Source organism: Stenotrophomonas sp. GL_101 (assembly GCF_057835675.1).
In genome coordinates this window covers 1970528-1994570 of the sequence record NZ_CM174432.1, presented here as the reverse complement: position 1 = coordinate 1994570, position 24043 = coordinate 1970528, and the positions used below count along the sequence as shown (strand labels likewise).

The 24043-nt window shown below is 68.1% G+C and carries 21 protein-coding genes; 10 read left to right on the top strand and 11 right to left on the bottom strand.

Annotation, left to right across the window (positions count from 1 at the left end; genetic code table 11):
• Positions 1–40: 40 nt before the first annotated feature.
• Genes AC3IR9_RS08985 through AC3IR9_RS08975 form a run of 3 tightly spaced genes read right to left on the bottom strand, consistent with a single transcriptional unit; the run spans position 41 to position 2399 of the window.
• Positions 41–289 (bottom strand): DUF6587 family protein, encoded by a 249-nt coding sequence (locus tag AC3IR9_RS08985; protein WP_489295392.1) that lies wholly within the window; start codon positions 287–289, stop codon positions 41–43.
• Positions 289–2148 (bottom strand): ferrous iron transporter B, encoded by a 1860-nt coding sequence (feoB, locus tag AC3IR9_RS08980; protein ID WP_489295391.1) that lies wholly within the window; start codon positions 2146–2148, stop codon positions 289–291. The genes AC3IR9_RS08985 and feoB overlap by 1 nt, the downstream gene beginning before the upstream one ends.
• On the bottom strand, positions 2145–2399 hold the full coding sequence (locus AC3IR9_RS08975) for a FeoA family protein (RefSeq protein ID WP_489295390.1): 255 nt from the start codon (positions 2397–2399) through the stop codon (positions 2145–2147). Before AC3IR9_RS08975 ends, feoB begins: the two co-directional genes overlap by 4 nt.
• 118 nt (positions 2400–2517) lie before the next feature.
• On the opposite strand from AC3IR9_RS08975, the gene AC3IR9_RS08970 reads away from it, so the two are divergent.
• The 6 genes from AC3IR9_RS08970 to AC3IR9_RS08945 all read left to right on the top strand — a co-directional run bounded on the left by AC3IR9_RS08970 (position 2518) and on the right by AC3IR9_RS08945 (position 9009).
• Positions 2518–3306 (top strand): enoyl-CoA hydratase-related protein, encoded by a 789-nt coding sequence (locus tag AC3IR9_RS08970; RefSeq protein WP_489295389.1) that lies wholly within the window; start codon positions 2518–2520, stop codon positions 3304–3306.
• 202 nt (positions 3307–3508) lie between these two features.
• Positions 3509–4402, top strand: a complete 894-nt coding sequence (locus tag AC3IR9_RS08965; protein ID WP_489295388.1) for a hydroxymethylglutaryl-CoA lyase — start codon at positions 3509–3511, stop codon at positions 4400–4402.
• Positions 4399–6966, top strand: coding sequence for a sensor domain-containing protein (locus AC3IR9_RS08960; RefSeq protein ID WP_489295387.1), 2568 nt, complete (start codon positions 4399–4401; stop codon positions 6964–6966). Before AC3IR9_RS08965 ends, AC3IR9_RS08960 begins: the two co-directional genes overlap by 4 nt.
• Before the next feature lie 79 nt (positions 6967–7045).
• Positions 7046–7816 (top strand): SDR family NAD(P)-dependent oxidoreductase, encoded by a 771-nt coding sequence (locus tag AC3IR9_RS08955; protein ID WP_489295386.1) that lies wholly within the window; start codon positions 7046–7048, stop codon positions 7814–7816.
• Positions 7817–7895: 79 nt separating this feature from the next.
• Positions 7896–8462, top strand: a complete 567-nt coding sequence (yeiP, locus tag AC3IR9_RS08950) for an elongation factor P-like protein YeiP (protein WP_489295764.1) — start codon at positions 7896–7898, stop codon at positions 8460–8462.
• Positions 8452–9009, top strand: a complete 558-nt coding sequence (locus AC3IR9_RS08945) for a hypothetical protein (protein ID WP_489295385.1) — start codon at positions 8452–8454, stop codon at positions 9007–9009. The genes yeiP and AC3IR9_RS08945 overlap by 11 nt, the downstream gene beginning before the upstream one ends.
• Positions 9010–9021: 12 nt before the next feature.
• Here AC3IR9_RS08945 and AC3IR9_RS08940 read toward each other — a convergent pair whose 3' ends face one another.
• The 4 genes from AC3IR9_RS08940 to AC3IR9_RS08925 form a co-directional block, all read right to left on the bottom strand.
• Complete coding sequence (locus AC3IR9_RS08940) at positions 9022–9756, bottom strand: MliC family protein (protein WP_489295384.1); 735 nt, start codon at positions 9754–9756, stop codon at positions 9022–9024.
• A 94-nt stretch (positions 9757–9850) separates the two neighbouring features.
• Positions 9851–10255, bottom strand: a complete 405-nt coding sequence (locus AC3IR9_RS08935) for a nuclear transport factor 2 family protein (protein WP_489295383.1) — start codon at positions 10253–10255, stop codon at positions 9851–9853.
• Positions 10252–13371 carry a multidrug efflux RND transporter permease subunit gene (locus AC3IR9_RS08930; protein WP_489295382.1) on the bottom strand — a complete coding sequence of 1040 codons (3120 nt, stop codon included), beginning with the start codon at positions 13369–13371 and terminating at the stop codon, positions 10252–10254. The genes AC3IR9_RS08935 and AC3IR9_RS08930 overlap by 4 nt, the downstream gene beginning before the upstream one ends.
• Before the next feature lie 69 nt (positions 13372–13440).
• Entirely contained in the window at positions 13441–14592 is a 1152-nt protein-coding gene (locus AC3IR9_RS08925) for an efflux RND transporter periplasmic adaptor subunit (RefSeq protein WP_489295381.1), read from the bottom strand.
• Positions 14593–14719: 127 nt separating this feature from the next.
• Here AC3IR9_RS08925 and AC3IR9_RS08920 point away from each other — a divergent pair, with 127 nt between their 5' ends.
• Both AC3IR9_RS08920 and AC3IR9_RS08915 read left to right on the top strand, forming a co-directional pair.
• A complete protein-coding gene (locus tag AC3IR9_RS08920; protein ID WP_489295762.1) occupies positions 14720–15466 on the top strand; it encodes a response regulator in 747 nt (248 codons plus the stop codon).
• On the top strand, positions 15466–16530 hold the full coding sequence (locus AC3IR9_RS08915; protein WP_489295380.1) for an ATP-binding protein: 1065 nt from the start codon (positions 15466–15468) through the stop codon (positions 16528–16530). Before AC3IR9_RS08920 ends, AC3IR9_RS08915 begins: the two co-directional genes overlap by 1 nt.
• Here AC3IR9_RS08915 and AC3IR9_RS08910 read toward each other — a convergent pair.
• From AC3IR9_RS08910 to AC3IR9_RS08900, 3 genes are all read right to left on the bottom strand, one after another.
• Positions 16508–18325: a DUF7844 domain-containing protein gene (locus tag AC3IR9_RS08910; RefSeq protein WP_489295379.1), complete on the bottom strand. Its 1818-nt coding sequence runs from the start codon at positions 18323–18325 to the stop codon at positions 16508–16510. The genes AC3IR9_RS08915 and AC3IR9_RS08910 overlap by 23 nt on opposite strands.
• On the bottom strand, positions 18325–18621 hold the full coding sequence (locus tag AC3IR9_RS08905; protein ID WP_489295378.1) for a DUF2388 domain-containing protein: 297 nt from the start codon (positions 18619–18621) through the stop codon (positions 18325–18327). The genes AC3IR9_RS08910 and AC3IR9_RS08905 overlap by 1 nt, the downstream gene beginning before the upstream one ends.
• A gap of 61 nt (positions 18622–18682) precedes the next feature.
• The gene (locus AC3IR9_RS08900; RefSeq protein WP_489295377.1) at positions 18683–20071 is read right to left on the bottom strand and encodes an FAD-binding oxidoreductase; all 1389 of its coding nucleotides are present in this window, start codon (positions 20069–20071) and stop codon (positions 18683–18685) included.
• 198 nt (positions 20072–20269) lie between these two features.
• Here AC3IR9_RS08900 and serA point away from each other — a divergent pair, with 198 nt between their 5' ends.
• Positions 20270–21511: a phosphoglycerate dehydrogenase gene (serA, locus tag AC3IR9_RS08895; protein WP_489295376.1), complete on the top strand. Its 1242-nt coding sequence runs from the start codon at positions 20270–20272 to the stop codon at positions 21509–21511.
• Positions 21512–21780: 269 nt separating this feature from the next.
• On the opposite strand, the gene AC3IR9_RS08890 is transcribed toward serA, so the two are convergent.
• Positions 21781–22362 carry an NUDIX hydrolase gene (locus tag AC3IR9_RS08890; RefSeq protein WP_489295375.1) on the bottom strand — a complete coding sequence of 194 codons (582 nt, stop codon included), beginning with the start codon at positions 22360–22362 and terminating at the stop codon, positions 21781–21783.
• A gap of 184 nt (positions 22363–22546) precedes the next feature.
• On the opposite strand from AC3IR9_RS08890, the gene AC3IR9_RS08885 reads away from it, so the two are divergent.
• Positions 22547–24025, top strand: a complete 1479-nt coding sequence (locus AC3IR9_RS08885; RefSeq protein WP_489295374.1) for an amino acid permease — start codon at positions 22547–22549, stop codon at positions 24023–24025.
• The last annotated feature ends 18 nt before the right edge of the window (positions 24026–24043 follow it).

Genomic DNA, 24043 nt, shown 5'->3' with positions numbered 1-24043 from the left:
TCGACCGTTGGTCGATACACGCATGACCCACGGTGGTGCGTTACCTGGGCTTGGTCGGCCCGCAACTGTCACAGCCGCCACAAGCGCCCGCACCCCCGCTGGCCGGCGGCGCGACCTTGCGCCCCAGCGCCTGCACCCATGCAGCGCGCTGCGGCTTCACCAGCTCCAGCGCGATGGCTCCGCGCGTCTTGCGCACGGTGCCGGGGAACTGCTTTTTCACCACCACCCACGCGCTGACCAGCACGATCAGGGCGACCACGATGTACTGCAGCAGCAGGCCGATGCTCATCAGCCGCCGCCCAGTGCCACGGTCACCTGGTAGGTGACCAGCGCGGCGATGTAGGCCGCGGCGAACAGGTAGACGGTGGCAAAGCCCACCTGCTTCCACGAATTGGTCTCGCGCTTGATCGTGGCCAGGGTGGAAATGCACATCGGCGCATAGATGAACCACACCAGCAGCGACAGCCCGGTGGCCAGCGACCAGCCATGGGCCACCACCGGCGTCAGTGCCTGGATCGCCGCATCGTCATCGGCGGCCGACAGCGCGTAGATGGTGGCCAGCGAGGACACCGCCACTTCGCGCGCACCCATGCCCGGGATCAGTGCGATGCAGATCTGCCAGTTGAAGCCCAGTGGCGCGAAGATCGTCGTCATCGCGTGACCGATCTGGCCGGCGAAGCTGTAATCGATGGCCGGCATGGTCGCGTTGGCCGGCGCGGCCGGGAACTTCAGCAGCACCCACAGCAGGATGGTCAACGACAGGATGATGCCGCCCACGCGCTTGAGGAAGATCATGCCGCGCTCGTACAGGCCCACGGCGAGGTCGCGCGGATGCGGGATGCGGTAGGACGGCAGCTCCAGCATCAGCGGGTGCTCGCTCTTGTCGCGGCGCCACTTCTTCATGACCCACGACATCGCCAGCGCACTGAGGATGCCGGCCGTGTACAACCCGAACAACACCAGGCCCTGCTGGCTGACGAAGCCCCACAGGGTCTTCTGCGGAATGAACGCGCCGATGAGCAGCGCATAGACCGGCAGGCGTGCCGAACAGGTCATCAGCGGTGCCACCAGGATGGTCGCCAGGCGGTCGCGCGGATCCTGGATGCTGCGGGTGGCCATGATGCCGGGCACCGCGCAGGCGAAGCTGGACAGCAGCGGGATGAACGAACGCCCGGACAGGCCGGCCGAGGCCATCATGCGATCGAGCAGGAACGCCGCGCGCGGCAGGTAGCCGGATTCTTCCAATGCCAGGATGAACGCGAACAGGATCAGGATCTGCGGCAGGAACACCACCACCCCGCCCACGCCGGCGATGATGCCGTCGGTGAGCAGGCTGCTCAGTGGACCCTCGGGCAACACCGCACCGACGTTTTCGCCGAGCCAACCAAAGCCGGCCTCGATCCCGTCCATCAACGGCGTGGCCCAGGCGAACACCGCCTGGAAGATCAGGAACATGACCACCACAAGGGTGACCAGTCCGAACACCGGGTGCAGCAACCAGCGGTCCAGTGCGTCGTCGACCTTCGCGGTACGGGTGGGCATGCTCACCGCCGCGTTGAGGATGCCGCGCACGCGGGCGTGGTAATCACCGCCCTGGTCAGGCACGGCCACCGGCGCCTGCAGGTGCGGGACCATCGCATCCAGTCGTTCCACCAGCTGGGCCGCGCCGTGGCGACGCACGGCCACGGTTTCCACCACCGGCACGCCCAGCGCCTGTTCCAGCGCCTCTACGTCGATCTTGATGCCCCGCCGCTCGGCGGCATCCACCATGTTCAACGCCACGATCATCGGCTTGCCCAGCTCGCGCAACTCCAGTGCGAAGCGCAGGTGCAGGCGCAGGTTGGTCGCATCGATCACGCACAGCAGCACGTCCGGTGCCGCTTCACCGGGGTAGAAGCCCCGGCACAGGTCGCGGGTGATCGCTTCGTCCAGGCTGGCCGGCTGCAGGCTGTAGGCGCCGGGCAGGTCGAGCACGGCAAACTCGCGGCCGGACGGCGCGCGCAGGCGGCCTTCCTTGCGCTCCACGGTGACGCCGGTGTAGTTGGCCACCTTCTGGCGGCTGCCGGTTAGCTGGTTGAACAGCGCGGTCTTGCCGCTGTTGGGGTTGCCCACCAGCGCCACGCGCAGCATTGAGACATCCGCGCTCATGGATGTGCTCCCCCCGGCAGCGCGGTGATCACGATGCGGGCCGCTTCACTGAGGCGCAGGGCGAAGCGGGTGAATCCCACCTGCACCAGCAGCGGCTCGCCGCCGACCGGACCGCGGGCGACCAGACGCACATCTTCACCGCTGACGAAACCCAGCTCCTGCAGGCGGCGGGCGATGGCATCGTTGGCGTGCAGTTCCTGCACCGATTCCACCAGGGCGGAGCTGTGCAGCGGCAGATCGGACAGCGTCACGGAGCGCCTTGTGGGGGATAGGAATGGTTATCAATTCTACCATCGCCGCGTCGCGTCATGGCCGGTGACCAATGGCCCGCTATGATCTGTACATGTATGGAGCAACCGCAGGTCCCCCATGAGTGATGCATTACAGATAGAACGCAGCGCCTCGGTGCTGACCCTTTGGCTGAACCGGCCTACCCTGCACAACGCCTTCGATGCGGCGTTGATTGCCCAGCTGACCGCGGCGCTGGAAGCGGCCGGGCGCGACGAACAGGTCCGCGCGGTGGTCCTGGCCGGCCAGGGCGCGTCGTTTTCGGCCGGCGCGGACATGCAGTGGATGCGCGGCATGGCCGCAGCGAGCGAAGAAGACAACCGCCAGGACTCGATGGCACTGGCCCGGCTGATGCGCACGCTGGACGAGCTGCCCAAGCCGACCATCGCCCGTGTCCACGGTGCCGCCTTCGGTGGCGGCGTCGGCCTGGTGGCCTGCTGCGACATCGCCATTGCCAGCACCACGGCCCGCTTCGGCCTGACCGAAAGCCGGCTGGGGCTGCTGCCGGCGGTGATTTCCCCGTATGTCATCGACGCCATCGGCCCGCGCCAGTCGCGGCGCTGGTTCGCCACCGGCGAGCACTTCGACGCCGACACCGCCTGGCGGATCGGCCTGGTCCACCAGCTGATCGAACCTGAACGCATCGATGAAGCCGTGCAGCGCCAGCTCGGCCTGCTCGACAAGGCCGGCCCGATCGCCTCCTCCTCGGCCAAGGAGCTGGTCCGCCGGGTCAGCGCCGGCCGCGACCGGGACGGGCTGGACCGTGACAACGCCGCGCTGATCGCCCGCCTGCGGGTCTCGGCCGAAGGCCAGGAGGGCCTCGGCGCCTTCCTGGACAAGCGGGCTCCGCACTGGGTCACCCAGGACTGACCGAATCGGCCACGCTCGCCCCCACGCACCCCCTGCGCTTTCCAGGCGCAGGCTGGCCGCTTTAGCGTCCAGCCCGCGTAACCCCTTTTCGTGGCCCGCCGGGGAACGCAGGCCGCCCTTCTTCCATCAGGTACCCCTGTGATCCGAGCCCTTCCCTGCCTGTTGCTGGCCGTGTGTCTTCCCGCTCCCCGGGAGGCACGTCATGGATGATTTCGTCCGCATCGTCGAAGTGGGCCCGCGCGACGGCCTGCAGAATGAAGCGCAGCCGGTCGCCACCGCCGACAAGATCGAGTTGATCCGGCAGTTGTCGCTGACCGGCCTGCGTACCATCGAGGCCACCAGCTTCGTCAGCCCGCGCTGGGTGCCGCAGCTGGCCGACGCCGCCGAGGTATATGCCGGCATCGAACGCCGTCCCGGCATCGCCTACCCAGTGCTGGTGCCCAACGAACAGGGCTACGACCGCGCGCGCGCGGTGGGGGTGGAGGAAGTGGCGGTGTTCACCGCCGCCTCGGAAACCTTCAACCGTACCAATACCAATGCAGGCATCGACGAATCGCTGGCGCGCTTCGCGCCGATCCTCGAACGGGCCCGGGCCGACGGGGTCAAGGTCCGCGGCTATGTCTCCACCGTGCTCGGCTGCCCCTACCAGGGCGAGGTTGCGGTCAGCGAGGTGGTCCGCGTGGCCCGCGCCCTGCACGAGATGGGCTGTTACGAAATCTCGCTCGGCGACACCATCGGCGTGGGCACGCCGCGCAAGGCGCGGGCGATGCTGCATGCCGTGGCCACCGAGCTGCCGATGGCCGCGCTGGCGGTGCATTTCCATGACACCTACGGCCAGGCCCTGGCCAATATCGATGCCTGCCTGGACGAAGGGGTGCGGGTGGTCGACTCGGCGGTTTCCGGGGCCGGTGGCTGCCCGTATGCCAAGGGTGCCAGCGGCAACGTGGCCAGCGAAGACGTGGTGTACCTGCTGCACGGGATCGGCATGCGGACCGGCATCGACCTGCCCGCGCTGGCCGCCACCGGCCGCTGGCTGGCCGGGCGGCTGGGCCGCGAAACCGGCAGCAAGGCCGGCAAAGCCCTGGCGGCCACGTGAGCCGCCGCGGCCCGCGCAGGGACGTTGCGGTCGGTGACCATCTCACCGCCCACGTCCACGCGCTGGCCGCACTCGATCACGCACGCGAGCACCCGCCGGCCGCCGATGACCTGCACACCCTGCTGGGCAAGGTGCAGCAGGCCCTGCACGAAGCGATGGATGATCGCCAGCTGGCGCTGCGCCGGTATGCGGCACTGTTTGATGCCGTGCCCGATCCGGTCAGCATCCTGAGCGAATCCGGGGTGGTGCTGGATCTCAACCAGGCCGGCGTGCGCGCCTACGGGCGAGCGCGCGAGGACATCGTCGGGCAACCGATCGAGCTGTTGAACCCGGACCTGCCTGGCGACCACCTGGACCCGGTCTGGGAAGCCCTGCACCGGGGCGAGACCTACGTCATCGAAGTCACCAATATGCGCGGCGATGGCAGCCGTTTCCCGGTGGAGGTGCATTCGGCCGGTTTCGAGCACCAGGGCGAGCACTGCATCGTCGCGGTGGCCCGCGACCTCAGCAGCCGGTGGCAGGCTGAATCGCGCTACCGGCTGCTGATGGAATCGATCGACAAGGGGGTGGTCCTGTTCGACCGCCAGCTGCGCGTGGTCTCGGCCAACCCGGCCGCGCACCGCATCCTGGGCATGCCCGGCAACGGCAACAGCCTGCAATCGATGCTGGCCCCGGATGACTGGATCAGCGTGGACGAGCACGGCCACCCGCTGACCCGCGAACAGTGGCCGGCCAGCGTGGCGCTGCAGACCGGACGGATCATCCGCAGCACCATCGTCGGCCTGTACCACCGCCCCCGCGGGCGCATGATCTGGATATCCACCACCAACGTGCCGGTGTACGGCACCGGTCGCGATTGCCCGGACCACGTGTTCGGGTTGTTCAGCGACATCACCGAGCTCAAGCGCAACAACGCCCTGTTCGACCGCGCGCAATCGCTGGCGCACATCGGCGGCTGGGAATGGGACCGCGGCCTGCAGCGTCTGTACCTCACCGACGAGGCCAGCCGCATCCTCGGCCAGGAACTGCCGCTGCACGACATGGCGCACCTGCTGGACTGCCTGCGCCTGGACGACCGATCGTTGCTGCAGCAGGCGCTGCTGGACGTGATCGACCGTCAACTGCCGTTCGAGCTGGAACTGCAGGGACAGCGCAGCGATGGCCATTCGTTCTGGGTGCGGATGATCGGCGAGGCCGAAGCCGGCGATGTGGCTGCCGCGCGCATTGCCGGCACCCTGCAGGACATCACCACGCGCAAGCAGGCCGAGGAAACCCTGCGGATCCAGGCGCGTACCGATCCGCTGACCGGCATCATGAACCGCGACGCGGTACTCAACGACCTTGCCGCGCGCATGGCCAACCCCACCCACTGCCGGGTGGCGGTGCTGTACATCGATCTGGACCGCTTCAAATCGGTCAACGACCTGCTCGGCCACAATGCCGGCGATGAGCTGCTGATCGACGCAACCCGCCGCATCGCCACCGCGATCGGCACCGAGGGACTGCTGGCGCGGATTGGCGGCGACGAATTCCTGGTGGTCTGCGACACCCGCGACCAGGCCGACCAGCCCGAGCGCCTGGCCGATGCGATCACCCTTGGGTTCAGTACGCCGTTCCGGTTTGGCAGCGACGAATTCGCGGTGACCACCAGCATCGGCATCGCACGTGCACCCGAGCATGGGCTGCGCCCGCAGCAGCTGATCCAGAACGCGGACATCGCCATGTACGACTGCAAGCGGCGCACCCGCAACGGCTGGCAGGTGTTTTCGCCTGAACTGGCGCAGCGCCAGCACGACCGCCTGCAGATCGAGAGCCGCCTGCACCGTGCGCTGGACGATGACGAGTTCCACCTGGTCTACCAGCCTCAGGTCAACCTGCGCACCGGCACCCTGGTGGCGGCCGAAGCGCTGATCCGCTGGCGCAATTCGCAGCTGGGCGAACTGCGCCCGGACATCTTCATCGGCCATGCCGAGAATACCGGCGACATCGTGCGGATCGGATTGTGGGTGCTGCGCGAGGCCTGCCGGCAGATCCGCCAATGGCAGGATGACGGGCTGGGTATCGTGCGGGTGGCGGTCAATGTGTCCTACCGCCAGTTCGTCGGCGAAGACCTGGCCCGGCATGTGCGCCAGGTACTGGACGAATTCGGCCTGCCCGGCAGCGCGCTGGAGCTGGAGTTCACCGAACGGGTGTTGATCGAGGATGCGCCCGACACCCTGCAGACCTTCGCGCGCCTGCGCGAAATGGGCGTCCTGCTGACCATCGACGATTTCGGCGAAGGCTACAGCGCGCTGAACTACCTGCGGCGCCTGCCCATCCACGGCCTCAAACTCAGCCAGCTGTTCGTCGAGGGCGTCCCCGGCAACCGCTCGGACGTGGCCATCTGCGAGGCGGTCTGCGGGATCGCACGCAGCCTGGGCCTGGGCCTGGTTGCCGAGGGTGTCGAATCCGAACCGCAGCGGCACTTCCTGCAGTCGTTGGGGGTGGCGGTAGGCCAGGGCTTCCTGTTCGCCCCGGGCCTGCACCCGGACGAGTTCGCCTCCCGCCTGCGCCAGCACCGCTGAGCGCCTGCGCGCACTGCACAACGGTAGCGCCCCTCGCATCCGCTAGAATCGGTGGTTCTTGAACCAGCGGAACCGTGCAATGCAGCTGTCTTCTGTCCGTGCCGTCATCACCGGTGGCGTCTCCGGCCTCGGCCTGTCCGTGGCCCAGTACCTGGTGGCCAACGGCGCCAAGGTGGCCCTGTTCGACCTCAACGATGCCAAGGGTGCGGCCGCCGTGGCCGAGCTCGGCCAGGCCAATGCCTGCTACTTCAGCACCAATGTCAGCGATGAAGCCGCCGTGGCCGCGCAGATCGATGCCGCGCACGACTTCCTCGGCGGGCTCAACGCCGCCATCAGCTGCGCCGGCATCCTCGGTGCCGGGCGCGTGCTCGGCAAAGAGGCGCCGATGCCGCTGGCCAACTTCCAGAACACGGTGATGGTCAACCTGGTGGGCAGCTTCAATGTCGCCAAGGCCGCCGCCAACCGCATGCAGCACAACGCCCCCGGCGAAGACGGCGAGCGTGGCGTGATCATCAACACCGCCAGCGTGGCCGCCTACGAGGGCCAGATCGGCCAGGCCGCATACGCCGCGTCCAAGGGCGGCGTGGTCGGCATGACCCTGCCGATGGCACGCGAGCTGTCGCGCTTCGGCATCCGCGTGATGACCATTGCACCGGGCATCTTCTGGACGCCGATGGTGGATGGCATGCCGCCGGCCGTGCAGGAGTCGCTGGCCGCCTCCATTCCGTTCCCGCCGCGCCTGGGCAAACCGGAGGATTTCGCCGGCCTGGTCGGCCACATCCTCGGCAATACCTACCTCAATGGCGAGACCATCCGCCTGGACGGTGGCGTGCGCCTGGCACCGAAGTAACACCGGCCCGCAATTCGGCCGACACCGCAGGGCGCCCGGCATGGCGCCCGCCACCTCCCACGAACCGACCTTCATTTCCATGAAAGCCAACGACATCAAGAAAGGCAACGTCGTCGAGTACAACAACGGCGTCTACCAGATCCGCGACATCGAGCGCAGCTCGCCGCAGGGCCGCGGCGGCAATGTGCGCTTCCGCTTCATCATGTACAGCGTGCCGGGCGGCAACAAGCTCGACGCCAGTTTCGACGCCGACGACAACCTGCCCGAGGTCGAACTGCTGCGCCGCCTGTCCACCTATTCGTACAAGGATGGCGATGCGTTCGTGTTCCTGGACGACGAGGACTACACCCCGTACACGCTCGACGCGGAGGTGGTCGGCGATGACGCCGGCTACATCACCGACGGTCTGACCGGCCTCTACGTGCAGGTCATCGACGACGTGCCGGTAGCCGTGCAGATGCCGGCCAGCGTGGTCCTGGAAGTGGTGGAAACGCCGCCGGAGCTGAAGGGCGGCACCGCCACCAAGCGCCCGAAGCCGGCCAAGCTCAGCACCGGCATCGAAATCATGGTGCCGGAGTACATCGCCAACGGCGAGCGCGTGCTGGTCAACACCGCCACCGGCGAATTCGCTGGCCGTGCCGACTAAACGCTTCGCGCTGGTGACCTGCCTGGCGCTGCTCGCGGCGTGTTCGCCGCGGGCAGCGGACACGGGCAGCCCGCCGGCGGTGGCCGATGCCGTCGACGCCGGCGCTGACGTCGTCGCATCGACGTCGCCGCCCACACCGGCCGGACAGGACGACGCTGCCGTCGAGGCGGCCAGCCCCACGCCATCGTTGGAGCAACTGCAACGCGCCCGTGCACAGGCCGGCTGCGCGGTGCCGGCCGACCTGGATGACCTTGGCGACATAGGCGGCTACTGCACCCTGCCCGAGGACGTGCGCACGCTGCTGGTGCGCGAGGCCAACTGCCAGCATTTCCTCGGCGAAGAACCCTACGACCCGGCCCGTCGGCAGGCGCTGGACACCGCGATCGACGACCTGTGCAGTGGCCGCGAGCAGCGCTTCTCCGACCTCTACGAACGCCATTACGACGATTGCGTCATCCGCCACTTCCTGATCGGCGTGGGCAGGCGCTACGACCTGTTCACCGATGCCGATGCACAGGACTACTGCCGCCCGCAGGACGTGCGCTGACCTCGCCGCTGCTTACGGCTTGGCGGCCAGCGACGGCGCGCCGGCAAAATCACCGCAGCCGTGATACTGGCGCGCGCCCACGGTGAGCATCGCGGTGGCGCCGAACGCCTGGCCGCTCATGTTGTCCTGGCACACGGTGCGCTGGAAACTCAGCTTGACCGGCGTGCCATCGGTGGCCGTACCCGACCAGCCATCCCTGCCCTGGGTAGGCGCGGCGATGTCGAACCTGCGCTCGCCATAGTCGGTTTCCACGCGCAGCGTCGGCGTGGCACCCGCGCCCACCTCGGCCAGCCAGCCCGGCTCGTTGCCGGTCGCACGGAAACCACCGCCGTCGGCGCTGGCGCTGGCGGCAGGCACCGGTGCTGGCACGCCTTCCTCGCCCGAGCCGGTGCAGTTGCGGTCCTTCTCGCCCTTCAGGGTGAGAATGCCGTCGGTGGTGCCCTTGGTCCAGAACACATTGCCCTGCTCGTCGCCATACTTGGCCCCGGAGGCCGATACCTGCGACGCCATGGCAAACGTGCGGTCACCCACCACTACCGTCGCCGAGTCCTGGCCACGGTAGGTCGCGTGCACGGCAAGATCGCCACACTGGAAACTGAAACTGCGTTCGTCGGAAGTGGCGTCGGCGGCGGACGGCGGTGCTTCGGCGCTGGCCGCCGCGCTCCCGCCTGCGTCCTGCGCGGCAGGTTGGCACGCACTCAAGGCGGTCATGATCGCCAGGCTCAACAGCCAGGGGGATGCACGCATGTTCAACTCCTTGCGGTTTACTCAATCAACAGCGAATGATAATCCGTCGCTGCATAAGGGCAGGTGAAGCAGGCCGACGCTGGCGCGTGCTCGTTCATCGTCCGTGCGAATTCATCGCGCCGCCCGGCAGTACGCCCACCGACAACAGATGCAGGCCGGCCGCTGACGAGCAGCTGGCCCACACCCGCAACAGGCGCAGCGCGCGTTGCTGTTCCCCGGCAGCGGTGGCGTAGCGCAGGCGTACGTCGCTGGAGACCAGCACCAGCTGCCCGCACAACAGGCGCTCCACCGGCCCCTGCTCGATATCGACCAGGCGCAGCTCGTGCCGGGCCCAGGCGTCCACGCACGGATGCGCACCGGCCCATTGCCCCTGCGGGTCGGTGAAGAACAGCGCGGGCGACAGCCAGCCACTCAACCCCTCGGCATCGTGCCCGCGCAGCGCGGCCAGCAGCGCCTGTTCGGCCTGCTCGATGCGTGCATCACACAAGGTGTCACTCATTCCGGTTTTCCTTTGCGGCGGCGCCAAGGGGCCCGCCAATGGCGAGCGCCCTGCACCAGGACATAGAACAGCGGGACGAAGAACACCGCCAACACCGTTGCCGTCAGCATGCCGCCGAACACTCCCGTGCCGATCGCGTGCTGTGTTTCCGCCGATGCGCCGCTGGCCAGCATCAACGGCACCACGCCGAGCGCGAATGCCAGCGAGGTCATCAGGATCGGCCGCAGCCGCAGCCGTGCTGCTTCGATGGCCGCGTCGACCAGACCGTGGCCCTGCTGCTGCAGCTGTCGGGCGAACTCCACGATCAGGATCGCGTTCTTTGCCGACAGCCCGATCACCGTGATCATGCCGACCTTGAAGAACACATCGTTGGGCAGGCCGCGCAGCAACACCGCCGCCACTGCGCCCAGCAGGCCCAGCGGTACCACCAGCAGTACCGCCGCCGGGATCGACCAGCTTTCATACAGCGCGGCCAGCACCAGGAACACCACCAGCATCGAGAGCAGCAGCAACCAGGGCGCCTGTGCGCCGGACGCGCGCTCCTGCAGCGATTGCCCGGTCCAGGCCAGCGCAAAGCCGGCCGGCAACTGTTGCGCCAGCCGCTCCATCTCGGCCATCGCCTGCCCGCTGGAGGCGCCTTCGGCGGCGTTGCCGGACAGGCTCAACGACGGAAAGCCCTGGTAGCGTTCCAGTTGCAGCGGTGCCTGCGACCACACCGGGGTCACCAGTTCATGCAGCGCTACCATGCCGCCACTGGCGTTACGCACATGCAGCTTGAGCACGTCGTCGACCTGCATGCGGTGCGGCGCATCGGCCTGCACGATCACCTGCTGCAGGCGTCCGGCATTGGGAAAATCGTTGACGTACTGCGAGCCCATCGCCGCGGACAGCGTATCGCTGATCGCGGCGAAACCCACGCCCATCGCGCCGGCCTTGTCGCGGTCGATCTGCAGCCGCACGGTGCTGCCCGAGGCCAGGCCTTCGGCGTGCACATCGCGCAACAGCGGGCTGGCCGAGGCCAGCGCCAGCAACTGCTGCTGGGCCGCCCGCAGCTGTGCCTGGTCCTGGCCGGTACGCGCCTGCAGCCGCAGGTCGAAGCCGGATGAATTGCCCAGGCTGTCGATCGCCGGCGGGGTGACGACGATGACCTGCCCTTCCGGCGCGGCCACCATCGCCGCCTGTGCACGTTCCACTTCCTCGGCGACGCTGCTGCCGGCGCGCTCGCCCCAGTCCTTGAGCATGGTGTAGGCCATCGCCGCGTTCGGCCCGGAACCGGCGAAGCTGTAGCCCATGATGGCCTGGTTGGAGGCGATGCCCGGGCGCGAGGCGATGTGCGCCTCATAGCGCTGCATCACCTCCAGGGTGCGCTCGGCGGTGGCGTCGGCGGGCAACTGGATGGAGGTCATGAAGTAGCCTTGGTCCTCCTCGGGCAGGAACGCGCCCGGCAGCAGGTGCAGGCCCAGCCCAAGCGCCATCACCAGTGCAGCGAACACGGCCATGGTGCGCCCGCCGCGCTGCAGGATGCGCACGACGTGGCCCTGGTAGCCGGCGGTCATGCGCGCAAGACCGCGGTTGAACGCGCCGAAGAACCCACCCCGGCCATGGTGCCCACGCGTGCTCGGCTTGAGCAGGGTCGCGCACAGCGCCGGGGTCAGGGTCAGCGCGAGCAGCGCCGAGAACAGGATCGAGACGGCCATCGCCAGGCTGAACTGGCGGTAGATCGCCCCCACCGAGCCATCGGCCAGCGCCATCGGAATGAACACCGCCGTCAACACCAGGGTGATGCCGATCACCGCCCCGGTCAGTTCCTTCATCGCCTTGGCGGTGGCTTCGCGCGGCGGCAGGCCTTCTTCGGCCATGATCCGCTCCACCCCTTCAACCACCACGATCGCATCGTCGACGATGATGCCGATCGCCAGCACCATGCCGAACATGGTCAGCACGTTGATGGAGAAGCCGGCCGCCAGCATCACCGCGAAGGTGCCCAGCAGCGCGATCGGCGCGACGATCGCCGGAATCAGCGTGTAGCGCAGGTTCTGCAGGAACAGGTACATCACCGCGAACACCAGCACCATCGCCTCGACCAGGGTGATGAGCACTTTCTGGATCGATATCCGCACGAACGGCGCGGTGTCGAAGGGCACCGTGGATTGCATGCCGACCGGCAGCGTGGGGCCCAGCTCGGCCATGCGCGCGCGCACCGCCGAGGCCACCTTCACGGCGTTGGCACCGGGTGAGAGCTGGATCGCCGCCGCCGTTGCCGGCGTGCCGTCCTCGCGCGTGGACCAGGCATAGCTCTGCGCGCCCAGTTCAACCCGGGCCACGTCACCGAGCACCACCTTGGCGCCATCGGGGGTGGCCCGCAGCACGATCGCAGCGAACGCTTCGGGGGTGGTCAACTGGCCTTCGGCGGTAAGCGGAATGGTCACCCGCTGGCCGGGTACCGACGGCGAATCGCCGACCCGGCCCGGTGCGATCTGCACGTTCTGTTCGTTGATCGCCGTCGCCAGGTCGCCCAGGGTCAAGCGGTATGCCACCAGCTGTGCCGGGTCCACCCAGATCCGCATCGCACGCTCGGCACCGAACAACTGCACCCGGCCCACGCCGTCGATACGCCGCAGCTCTTCGACGATGTTGCGCGCCATGTAGTCGCTCAACGCGACCTCGTCCAGGCGCCCGTCGGTGGAGCGCAGCCCGACCAGCATCAGGAACCCCGAGCCGGCCGCTTCCACGCCCAGCCCGTTCTGCCGGACCACCTGGGGCAGCCGCGGCTCGATCGCCTTGATCCGGTTCTGCACGTCCACCTGGGCCAGTTCGGGGTCGGTTCCCGGGCGGAAGGTGGCGGTGATGGAGGCCTCCCCGGAGGTATCCACCGAGGAGGAAAAGTACAGCAGGTGCTTGACCCCGGACAGCTCGCGCTCGATCAGGCCCACCACCGCATCGTTCATGGTCTGCGGCGTGGCACCGGGGTAGCTGGCATAGATGCTCACGCTGGGCGGGGCGACACTGGGATAGCGCTCGATGGCCAGGCGCGGAATGGCCAGCGCGCCCGCCAGCACCACAAACAACGCCAGCACCCAGGCGAACACCGGGCGATCAATGAAAAAATGCGGCATGCAACGTCCTTCCAGGGTCGCGCGGGCGGCTCAGGGCGGTCCGCGCGACCGCATTGTCCAAGGGAGAAATCAGGGCGTGCCCAGTGCAGCCGTTGCCGGCGGCCGCTGCCAGGGCCGGGCGGTGACCCGCAGGCCTTCCTGCAAGCGCTCCTGGCCCTCCACCACCACGCGCTCACCGGCCTGCAGACCGCTTTTCACCACGTACTGGCGATCCACCTGGCCGTCCACTTCAAGGGTGCGGATCACCGCCTTGCCGTCCTTGCCCACCACCCAGGCATAGGACTGGCCCCCGGTGCTGCGCAGCACCGCCTGCTGCGGCAGCAGCAATGCCGAGGGCTGCACGCCGCGCGGTACCCGGGCACGCACGAACATGCCGGGCAACAGGTGACGGTCGGGGTTGTCGACCAGGATGCGCAGCACGATGTCACCGGTTTCGGCATCCACGTTGATGCCGGAGAACAGAATGCGGCCCTGCTCGGCGCGCACCTTGCCGCCACTGCCCACCAGCGTCACCGGCAGGCCGACGGCCTTGTCGAGCTGGCCGGAGACAACGGCACGCTGGATGCTCTCCAGCATCGCGGCCGGCTGGCGCACATCCACGTACACCTGGTCCAGTTGCTGCACCACCGCCATCGGCGTGGCATCGGCAGCGGTGACCAGCGCGCCTTCGGTGACCAGGGCCTGGTCGATGCGCCCGGCGATCGGCGCTTCCACCGTCGCATAGCGCAGGTCCAGGCGGCGCCGCGCCACCGTGGCTTTCGCCTGCGCCACGTCGGCACGCGCCTGCTGGTGTTCGGCGCGGGCGTCGTCGCGGGCCTGCTGGCTGACCGCCTGCGCGGCGGCCAGCGACTGCAGCCGCTCGGCCTGGACACCGGTACGCAACAATGCCGCCTCGGCGCGCTGCAGCTGTGCCTGCGCACTGTCCAGGTCGGCGCGGTAGGCGGCCGGGTCGATCTGGAACAACGGCGTCCCGGCGCGCACCTCCGCGCCTTGTTCAAACAGGCGCTTCTGCACGATGCCGCCGACCTGCGCACGGATCTGCGCGGTCCGCACCGCTGCCACGCGGCCAGGCAGTTCGTCGTCGCGCTGCACGATCGCCGGCGACAGCGCCAGCACGCCCACTTCCGGCGCCGCCATCGGCACCTCCGCTTCCCTGGCACAGGCCGTCAGTACGGCCATCATCACCACCCATGCGGTGGCTTGGATCCTGTTGGTTGTCATCTGCTGCACAAGGGCCGGATGCCCGGCCAGAATCATGAATGGCGAAGTCTGCGCGGCTTGCGTGGGGTTTCGATGGAGGAACTGTGGAGATACGATGGAGCACAAGCACCTTCTGGCCCTGCCCTGCATGCACGCCACTGATTCACCCAGCGCCGCGGCGCACTGGGACCGCTCGCTCAACGCGCTGGTCCTGATCGTGGAAGACGAACCGGAGATCGCCGATATCGTCGCGGCCTACCTGCAGCGCGAAGGCCTGCGTACGCTGCGCGCGCTTGACGGGATCAATGCCCTGGCGCTGCACCGCAGCGCCCGTCCCGACCTGATCCTGCTGGATGTGCAGATGCCCGGCATGGACGGCTGGACCGTGCTCAACACGCTGCGCCAGCGCGGCGACACGCCGGTGATCATGCTGACCGCACTGGACCAGGACCTGGACAAGCTCACCGCGCTGCGCATGGGCGCCGACGATTACGTGGTCAAGCCGTTCAACCCGGCCGAAGTGGCCGCACGCGTGCGCGCGGTGCTGCGGCGTACGCTCAACGTGCGCGGTGAGGCCAAGCCGGGCATCCTGCGCGTGGGCACGCTGGTGATCAATCCGGAAACCCACAGCGTGCACGTCGAAGGCGACGGCTACAGCCATGAGCTGCTGCTGACCCTGACCGAGTACAAGCTGCTGCATTGCATGGCCGTGGCGCCGTCACGGATCTTCAGCCGCAGCGAACTCATGCTCCAATGCCTGCCCGAAAGCGAGGCACTGGAACGCACGGTGGACAGCCACGTCAGCAAGCTGCGCCGCAAGCTGGACGACGTCGGCCTGGAAAACGTACCCGCCAGCGTGCGCGGCGTCGGCTACCGCCTCGCGGCCGACCACTGATGCGCCGCCCGGGCTTGAGCCGGCACATCTTCATTTCGATGTCGCTGATGGTGCTGGCGGTGATCGTGATGGTGATCCTCAGTTCGTACCTGCTGTATGCGGTGCTGCTGAACTTCTATCCGCTGGCGGAGGAACCCACCGGCTGGGCGCCGACCGGCCCGGAGCTGATCTGGATGGCCTGCATCACCCTGATCGGCCTGGGGTTGGCGGTGGCGGCCTCGGTGCGGCTGTCGCAACGCATCCTCACCCCGCTCAATTCGGTGGTGGACAGCATCGGCAGGCTCGCCCAGGGCGACCTTGGCGCACGGGCCGCCGCCAGCGACCGCTCGCTGGGCGAGGTGGCGCTGCTGGTGGACGACTTCAACGCGATGGCGCGGCGCCTGCAGAACATGGACGCTGACCGGGTGATGTGGCACGCGGCGATCGCACACGAACTGCGCACCCCCGTGACGATCCTGCGTGGTCGCCTGCAAGGCCTGGCCGAAGGCGTGTTCCAGCCCGATGAAGCGCAGTTCCGCAGCCTGCTGGCGCAGGTGGAAGGACTCTCGCGACTGATCGAAGACCTGCGCGTGCTCAGCCTGGCCGACAACGCCCGGCTGGACGTGCGCCGCGCGCGCAGCGACGTGGTCCACGAGGTGCATTCGGTGATGACGCTGGTCGATCCCGGCTTCCGCAGCGGCGGTTTCGTGCTGGAACTGGAAACCTCGCGTGGCGAGCATCCTGCCCACTGCGACCCCACCCGCGTGCGCCAGGCACTGATGGCCCTGCTTGAAAACGCGCGGCGCTATGCCACGCCGGGACGGGTCCGTATCGCCGTGCACGACACCGCCACCCACGTACAGGTATCGGTCGACGATGAAGGCCCGGGCATCGACCCGGCGCTGAGCGCGCACATCTTCGACCCGTTCATGCGCGGCGACGGCTCGCGCTCGCGCCAGCGCGGTGGCAGTGGCCTGGGCCTGGCGGTGGTCAAGGCGATCGCCGATGCGCACGGGGGCCACGTAGCGTGCACCGCCAGCCCGCTGGGCGGTGCGCGATTCGTCATCGAACTGCCGCGCCAGTAGCGGTTTCCTCGCGGGCAAGCGCCCGCATCCGCGTGCCGAGCTGGTCCAGGTTGCGATCCAGGGTGGCCAGTTCCTGCTGCTGGGCCGCGGGCAGGCGCGCCCGCATCTGCCCCTGAAGCTGCTGCCAGCCATCCGTACCGCGGGCGCTGAGACGGGCCGTGGCGGCGCTCGCTTCGGTGCGCTCGGCGGCCAGTGGCAGCCCATACCCGGTACCGGCCACCAGCGCTGCGGGACTGACCAGTTGCCCGGCGTCCTGCAGCAGCGCCAACAACCGGCTGCGTGCGGCACGCGTACCGGCGTCCGGTGCGGCCAGCGTGCGCTTGAGCAGGTCGCGCGCGCGCAGCTCCTCGCGCTGGCGGGCCGCCTGTTCCAGCAACAGCAGGGCCGCGGTCGCGCGCAGCCCGCCCTGCTCCACCCAGGCCGCACGCTGGGAGGCGGGCTGCTGCAGCCAGGCGGTCACCCGGGTTTGACCGAGCGGCAGTTCGGCACGCACCACGTCGAACAACTGCTGGTAGTGATCCTGGGCGGAGGCGAAGTAATAGCCTTGCCGCATGGCCGCGTCGCGATCGGCCAACACCGTCCCGTCGGCGATCCCCTCGCGTTCCAGCCGCGCCAGCAGCCCGCGTGGCGTGAGCCGGTTCAGGCCCGGCGTCGCCAGCCGGGGTACGCCCTCCTGCAGCAGCTTGCCGGTCTCCACCGCACAGTTGTTGCTGACAAACAGATACCGCCCGTCATAGCTCCAGTGCACCTGCGCCACGCGCTCAAGCAACGTGGCGATCTCGTCCGGCTGCAGCCGCAACGGCACCGAGGACAGGCCACGCAGTTCCAGCTGGGTGTATTCGTCGATCACCTGGTTGAGCGGCAGCACGAACAGCCGCGACGGATACGCGCCGGTCAGCCCCTGCCAACTGCTGATCTGCACGTCCCCCACGAAGGCGCGGAACGACAGCACGCGGTGATCGGCCAGGTCCATCCGGCAGGCCGGCCCCGGCGGGCGTCCCGGCGCGCAGATCACCAGCCGCAGCATGCTGTGGCCCCAGCGGCTCATCAGCCGGTCGTTGCCTTCGGCCAGCAGGTAGTCCACGGCGTAGATCCGCGCGGGGTCCAGTTCCAGCAGCGACGCGGCACCGGTGGTTTCCTCGGCCTGCACCAGCGGCAGCCGCGCATCGCACGCCGGCGCCGGGCCACGTGGACCGATCGCCTGCACGAACCAGGCGTTCAGCGCGGGGCGGCGGCAGGCATAGTCGGCATCCAGCAGGAAGTGCTCGGCATTGACCGCTAGGAACTCGGCCGGGCTGCTGCGTTCATACGGGTCCGGGCTGCGTTCGCTGAAGTGGTTTCCGGTACGGCCCAGCCGCCACGGTCGGCGTTGCCATCCACTCAGATCGCGCCAACGTGCGGTGCGCGACCAGCCGCCCTGCGCCGAACGGTCCAGCACGTGGGTCAACTCGTGGATCAATGCCGCCTGTACCGCGCGCGGCAGTGGTTGCCCCTCGCGCACACCGTCAAGCAGGTCACGACGCAGGCTGATGGACCCGTTGCGGGCACGGCCGTGTACCTGTGCGGGCAGCGTATCGACCCAGCGCACCTGCACCGGGCGATCAAAACGCGCCTGCCAGCGCGGTGGCAGTTGCGCCTGCACCTCGGCCAGCACGCGACGTGCGGCGCGCTGTTCGGGCGCATCCAGCCCTTGCGGCTGCAGCTCCAGCTGCATCGCCGCCTGCGCCACGGGGGCGCCCAACAACACCGCCAGGGCCGCCCAACGCCAGCGGCGGGCCTGACGGCGCATGTGCATCAACGAGCCAGTACGGACCGGGCCAGGGCCAGGTCGCTGACCTCGCGCTGCGCCGCATCGGCTTCACGCAGGTGCAGCAGCGCCGCTTCCAGGCGCGCGCCACGGATGGCGCCGTTGCTGGCGACGAAGGCTGCCGCATCCTCGCGCGCGTCGAGCACGACTTTGTCATCGCCCGAGCTGGACGAGCCCGCCGACGATGCGCCGGACGCGGAACCGGCGGAAGAACCGGCAAAACTGGACGCCAGTGCCGACAGCGGCAAGGCAAGGACAGCGAGCAACAGGATCGGACGCATCATCAGGGTGTCGTTCGAGGTGGAAAGCACAGAGCGTATAGGCTGCGTGAAATCCTGTCGCGGGCTACAGGTCGAACAGCTTGCCGGGATTCAGCAGCCCTTGGGGATCAAACGCACGTTTGACCGCCTTCATCAACGCGATTTCCGGCGCGCTGCGGGTGCTGTCCAGGTAGCCCTTCTTGACCAGGCCGATACCGTGTTCAGCCGAGATGCTGCCGTCGAAACGGGCCAGTACCTGCGCCAGCAGCGTGGTGACGTGCTCGCACTGGGTGAGAAAGTCGGCGTCGGCGGTGGCATCGGGCTTGAGCACGTTGATGTGCAGGTTGCCATCACCGATATGGCCGAACCAGACCACGTCGAACTGCGGATACGCCTGGCCGATCAATGCCTGGGTTTCGGCCATGAACGCAGGCATCGCCGAGATGCGCACCGATACGTCGTTCTTGTACGGCGTGTATCGCGCCACCGCTTCGGTGATGCCCTCGCGCAGCCGCCACAGTTGCTGGGCCTGGGCATCGCTGGCGCTGACCACGCCGTCGCTGACCCAGCCCTGTTCCATGCACGCCTCGAACGCGGCCATCGCCGCCGCTTCCTGCGCTTCATCGCCGGCAGCGAATTCGGTCACCACATAGAACGGGTGCACCGTATCGAACGGGGCCTGCGCGCCATGGGCCAGCACGTGTTCGAGCGCGCGGTCGGTGAAGAACTCAAAGGCCTGCAGCTGCATGCGCTCACGGAACGCGGCAAACACCTGCATCAGCACCTCGAAGCTGGGCAACGCCAGCAGCATCACGTTGCTGGCCGGCGGTGGCTCGGTCAGCCGCAGCGTGGCCTCCACGATCACCCCGAGGGTGCCTTCGGAGGCGATCAGCAGCTGGCGGAAATCGTAGCCGCTGGAATTTTTGATCAGGCCCTTGTTGAGTTCCAGCAGCGCCCCGTCGGCGGTGACCACCTTGAGCCCGGCGATCCACTCGCGGGTGTTGCCGTAACGGATCACGCGGATGCCGCCGGCATTGGTGGCGATGTTGCCGCCGATCGAACACGAGCCGCGTGCGGCGAAATCCACCGGGTAGATCAAGCCGTGCTCCAGCGCGGCGTTGTGCACCGCCTCCAGCGCCATGCCGGCCTGCACGGTCAGGGTGCGGTCGACCGGGTCGAAGGCCAACGGCTTGTTCATCCGCTCCAGGCTGAGCACCAGTTCGCCGGTGGCTGCCACCGCGCCGCCCGACAGACCGGTCCGGCCGCCGGACGGCACCACCGCCACCTGCTGCGCCGACGCCCAGCGCAGGATCGCCTGCACCTCCTCGACGCTGCCGGGCAGTGCGATCGCCAGCGGCGCGGGGGTCCAGCGCCGGGTCCAGTCGCGCCCGTAGTGCTCCAGGTCGGCCGGCTCGGTCTTGACCCGCAGCCCCGGGCAGTCCTGCAACAACGATGAGAGGCGCGGATCGGTCATGGCATCAGACAGGAAACGGGGAATCCCCAAGCGTAGCAGACCACCGTTGGTGGTCTGGCCCTTGCCGTGGCACCCGACCCGTGCGCCGCCACCAAAAGATGCATCTGAAACCATCCCGCCCGGGTTTGGCGCACTGCACAATGCCCGCCCCGTTCTGGCATAGTTGAGTGCTCCCGCCCACCACCCCGCACGCCGCCCATGTCGCCGAAGAAGACCTCGTTCCCCAAGCAGGATATCCGCGTACTGTTGCTGGAGGGGGTGAGCCAGACCGCGATCGACGTGTTCACCGCGGCCGGTTACTCGCAGATCGAACTGCACAGCAAGGCGCTGCCCGAGGACGAGCTGAAGGCGCGCATCGCCGAAGCCCACATCGTCGGCATCCGCTCGCGTACCCAGCTCAATGCCGAGGTGCTCAGCCACGCCAAGCGCCTGATGGCAGTGGGCTGCTTCTGCATCGGCACCAACCAGGTGGACCTGGACGCGGCCGAACTGGCCGGCATCCCGGTATTCAACGCGCCCTACTCCAATACCCGCAGCGTGGCCGAGCTGGTGATCGCCGAGGCGATCATGCTGACCCGTGGCATCCCGCAGAAGAACGCCGAATGCCATCGCGGCGGCTGGTCCAAATCGGCGGCCGGCAGCCACGAAGTCCGCGGCAAGACGCTGGGCATCATCGGCTATGGGCACATCGGCACCCAGGTCGGGGTGATGGCCGAGGCGATGGGCATGCAGGTGATCTTCCACGACGTCGAAACCAAACTGTCGCTGGGCAACGCGCGCGCCGCGATCAGCCTGGACGACCTGCTCGCCCGCGCCGACATCGTCACCGTACACGTGCCGGAAACGCCGGCCACGCAATGGCTGATCGGTGCCGAACAGCTGGCCCGGATGCGTCCGGGCGCGCACCTGATCAATGCCGCGCGCGGCACCGTGGTCGATATCGACGCGCTGGACGCGGCACTGCGTGCCGGGCACATCGGTGGCGCGGCGCTGGACGTGTTCCCGGTCGAGCCCAAGGGCAACGGCGATGCGTTCGTGTCGCCGCTGACCGCGCACGACAACGTCATCCTGACCCCGCACGTGGGCGGCAGCACGTTGGAGGCGCAGGACAACATCGGCGTGGAAGTGGCGGCCAAACTGGTGCGCTACAGCGACAACGGCAGCACCCTGTCGGCGGTCAACTTCCCCGAAGTCACCCTGCCCGAGCACGCCGACAGCCTGCGCCTGCTGCACATCCACCAGAACGTGCCGGGCGTGCTGTCCAAGGTCAACGAGATCTTCTCGCGCCACAACGTCAACATCGACGGTCAGTTCCTGCGCACCGACCCGAAGGTGGGCTACGTGGTGATCGACATCACCGCCAGCGAAGCCCAGGCCAGCGCGGTGCGTGAAGCGCTTGCCGCCATCCCGGGCACGCTGCGCACCCGCGTGCTGTACTGAGCCAGGGACAGCGGGACGACCAACGGTCGTCCCCTACCCGGGGGATGGTCGCGGGACGACCAACGGTCGTCCCCTACCGGGGCATGGTCGCGGTACGACCAACGGTCGTCCCCTACCCGGGGGATGGTCGCGGGACGACCAACGGTCGTCCCCTACCCGGGGGATGGTCGCGGGACGACCAACGGTCGTCCCCTACCGGGGCATGGTCGCGGTACGACCGACGGTCGTTCCCTACCCGGTAGGTATCGACCGTTGGTCGATACGGGGCCTTACCGCGCCCGCCATCGTTTCGCCATGCGCGGCAGCGAATCATCGCCGTCCGGGGTCTCGATCGCCGCATTGGCCACGTCGGTGATCTCCCGCCAGGCCAGCGCCAGCGATTCCTCGCTGACCGCGAACTGCTCGCTGCCCAGCGCACGCACCACGTAGCGCGCGTCGTAATGCCAATGGCCGGGCACGTCGCGGCGTTCGGGAATCCAGTGCTTGTCGATGTCGAACAGTTCGGCGTCCTCCAGCACCAGGCCGGACAGCCCGGACTCCTCCTCGGCCTCCTTCAGCGCCACCCGGGCCAGGTTGCGGTCACCGTCGGCATGCCCGCCCAGTTGCAGCCAGCGGTCCAGCTTGCGGTGGTGGGTGAGCAGCACCCGCTGCCCGTCGGCACTGACCAGCCAGACGCTGCCGGTGAAATGGCCGGCCAGGCGCTCGCGCAGGAAGGGGTTTTCCGGGTCATCCAGCAATGTGCTGAATTCGTCAGCCAGGGCGGCGTGTTGCGGCTGGCGCAAGGCGTATCCGACCAATTGGGCGCGCAGTTCAGCGTCAGCAACGGCAATGGATTCAGGGTTCAGCGTCATGGCAACAGGGGGATGGGCGGGAATTTGTCGATTATCGCCCGGCCAATGCTGCATTTGTGCTTGTGCGCAGGCTTCAGCTTTGGCTAAGGTACAGCGGGCCCTGCACCGCTGGGCGCCCAGTTGCCATCAAGGTGCGCGGCAATGTACCGCGCACCTCACCTTTGTCCATTTAGGGAAGCACTGCATGCTGAAGTCTCTGTTGAGGGTCAAACCGGTTGCACCGTCCGCGCACATCGATGCCGGTGAACCGATCGAAGGGAGCCTGGACGGCGAGCCCACACTGAAACGGACCCTCACAGCCAAACACCTCATCATGCTCGGCATCGGCGCAGTGATCGGTGCCGGCATCTTCGTGCTCACCGGCCAGGCGGCGGCCAACCATGCCGGCCCGGCGGTGATGCTGTCGTTCGTGATCGCCGGCTTCGCCTGCGCCCTGGCGGGCCTGTGCTACGCCGAGTTCGCCGCGATGATGCCGGTCTCCGGCAGCGCCTACTCCTATTCCTACGCCACCCTGGGCGAAGGCATGGCCTGGTTCATCGGCTGGTGCCTGGTGCTGGAGTACCTGTTCGCCTCGGCCTCGGTCGCGGTGGGTTGGTCGGCGTACCTGATCAGCTTCATCACCACCACCTTGCACATGCCCTTCCCGGACGCGCTCAGCGCCGCGCCCATCGCCTGGACCGGCTCGGAGTTCATCAGCTCCGGCAAGCTGTTCAACCTGCCGGCGGTGCTGATCGTGGCGGCGGTGTCGGGCCTGCTGTACGTGGGCGTGACCCAGTCGGCCTTCATCAACGCGATCATCGTGGCGATCAAGGTCACCGTGATCTGCCTGTTCATCGGTTTTGGCTCCCAGCACATCGACATGGCCAACTGGACCCCGTTCATCCCGGAAAACACCGGCGTGCCGGGTGAGTTCGGCTGGAGCGGCGTGTTCCGTGCGGCCACCATCGTGTTCTTCGCCTACATCGGCTTCGATGCGGTATCCACCGCGGCCGGCGAAACCAAGGATCCGCAGCGCAACATGCCGATCGGCCTGCTCGGTTCGCTGGCGGTGTGCACCGTGGTCTACATCATCGTCTGCGCGGTGCTGACCGGGATGATGCCGTACCACCTGCTGGGCACCGACAAGCCGGTGGCCACCGCGCTGGAGCCGTATGCCTCGCTGTCCTGGCTGAAGACCGCCGTGGAGATCGGCGCGATCGCCGGCCTGTCCTCGGTGGTGCTGGTGATGATGATGGGCCAGACCCGCATCGCCTACACGATTTCCCGCGACGGCCTGCTGCCGAAGTTGTTCGGCAAGGTCCACAAGCGCTTCCGTACCCCGTACTGGGCCACGATCGTGGTGGGCGTCATCGCCGCCGCGCTGGCCGGCACGGTGCCATTGAACGTGCTCGGCGAGCTGGTCTCGATGGGCACCCTGCTGGCCTTCGCCACGGTCTGCATCGGCGTGCTGGTACTGCGCTATTCGCGCCCGGAACTGCACCGCCCGTTCCGCGTGCCGCTGGTGTGGCTGATCTGCCCGCTGGGCGCGCTGTCGTGCCTGTTCCTGTTCTGGCAGGCGTTCGTGGTGCATTGGCACCTGTTCGTCGGCTGGACCCTGCTGGGCCTGTGCATCTACTTCGGCTACGGCATCCGCCACAGCAAGCTGAACAAGACCTCCGCCTGAGTGCTGCCGGGCCGGCAT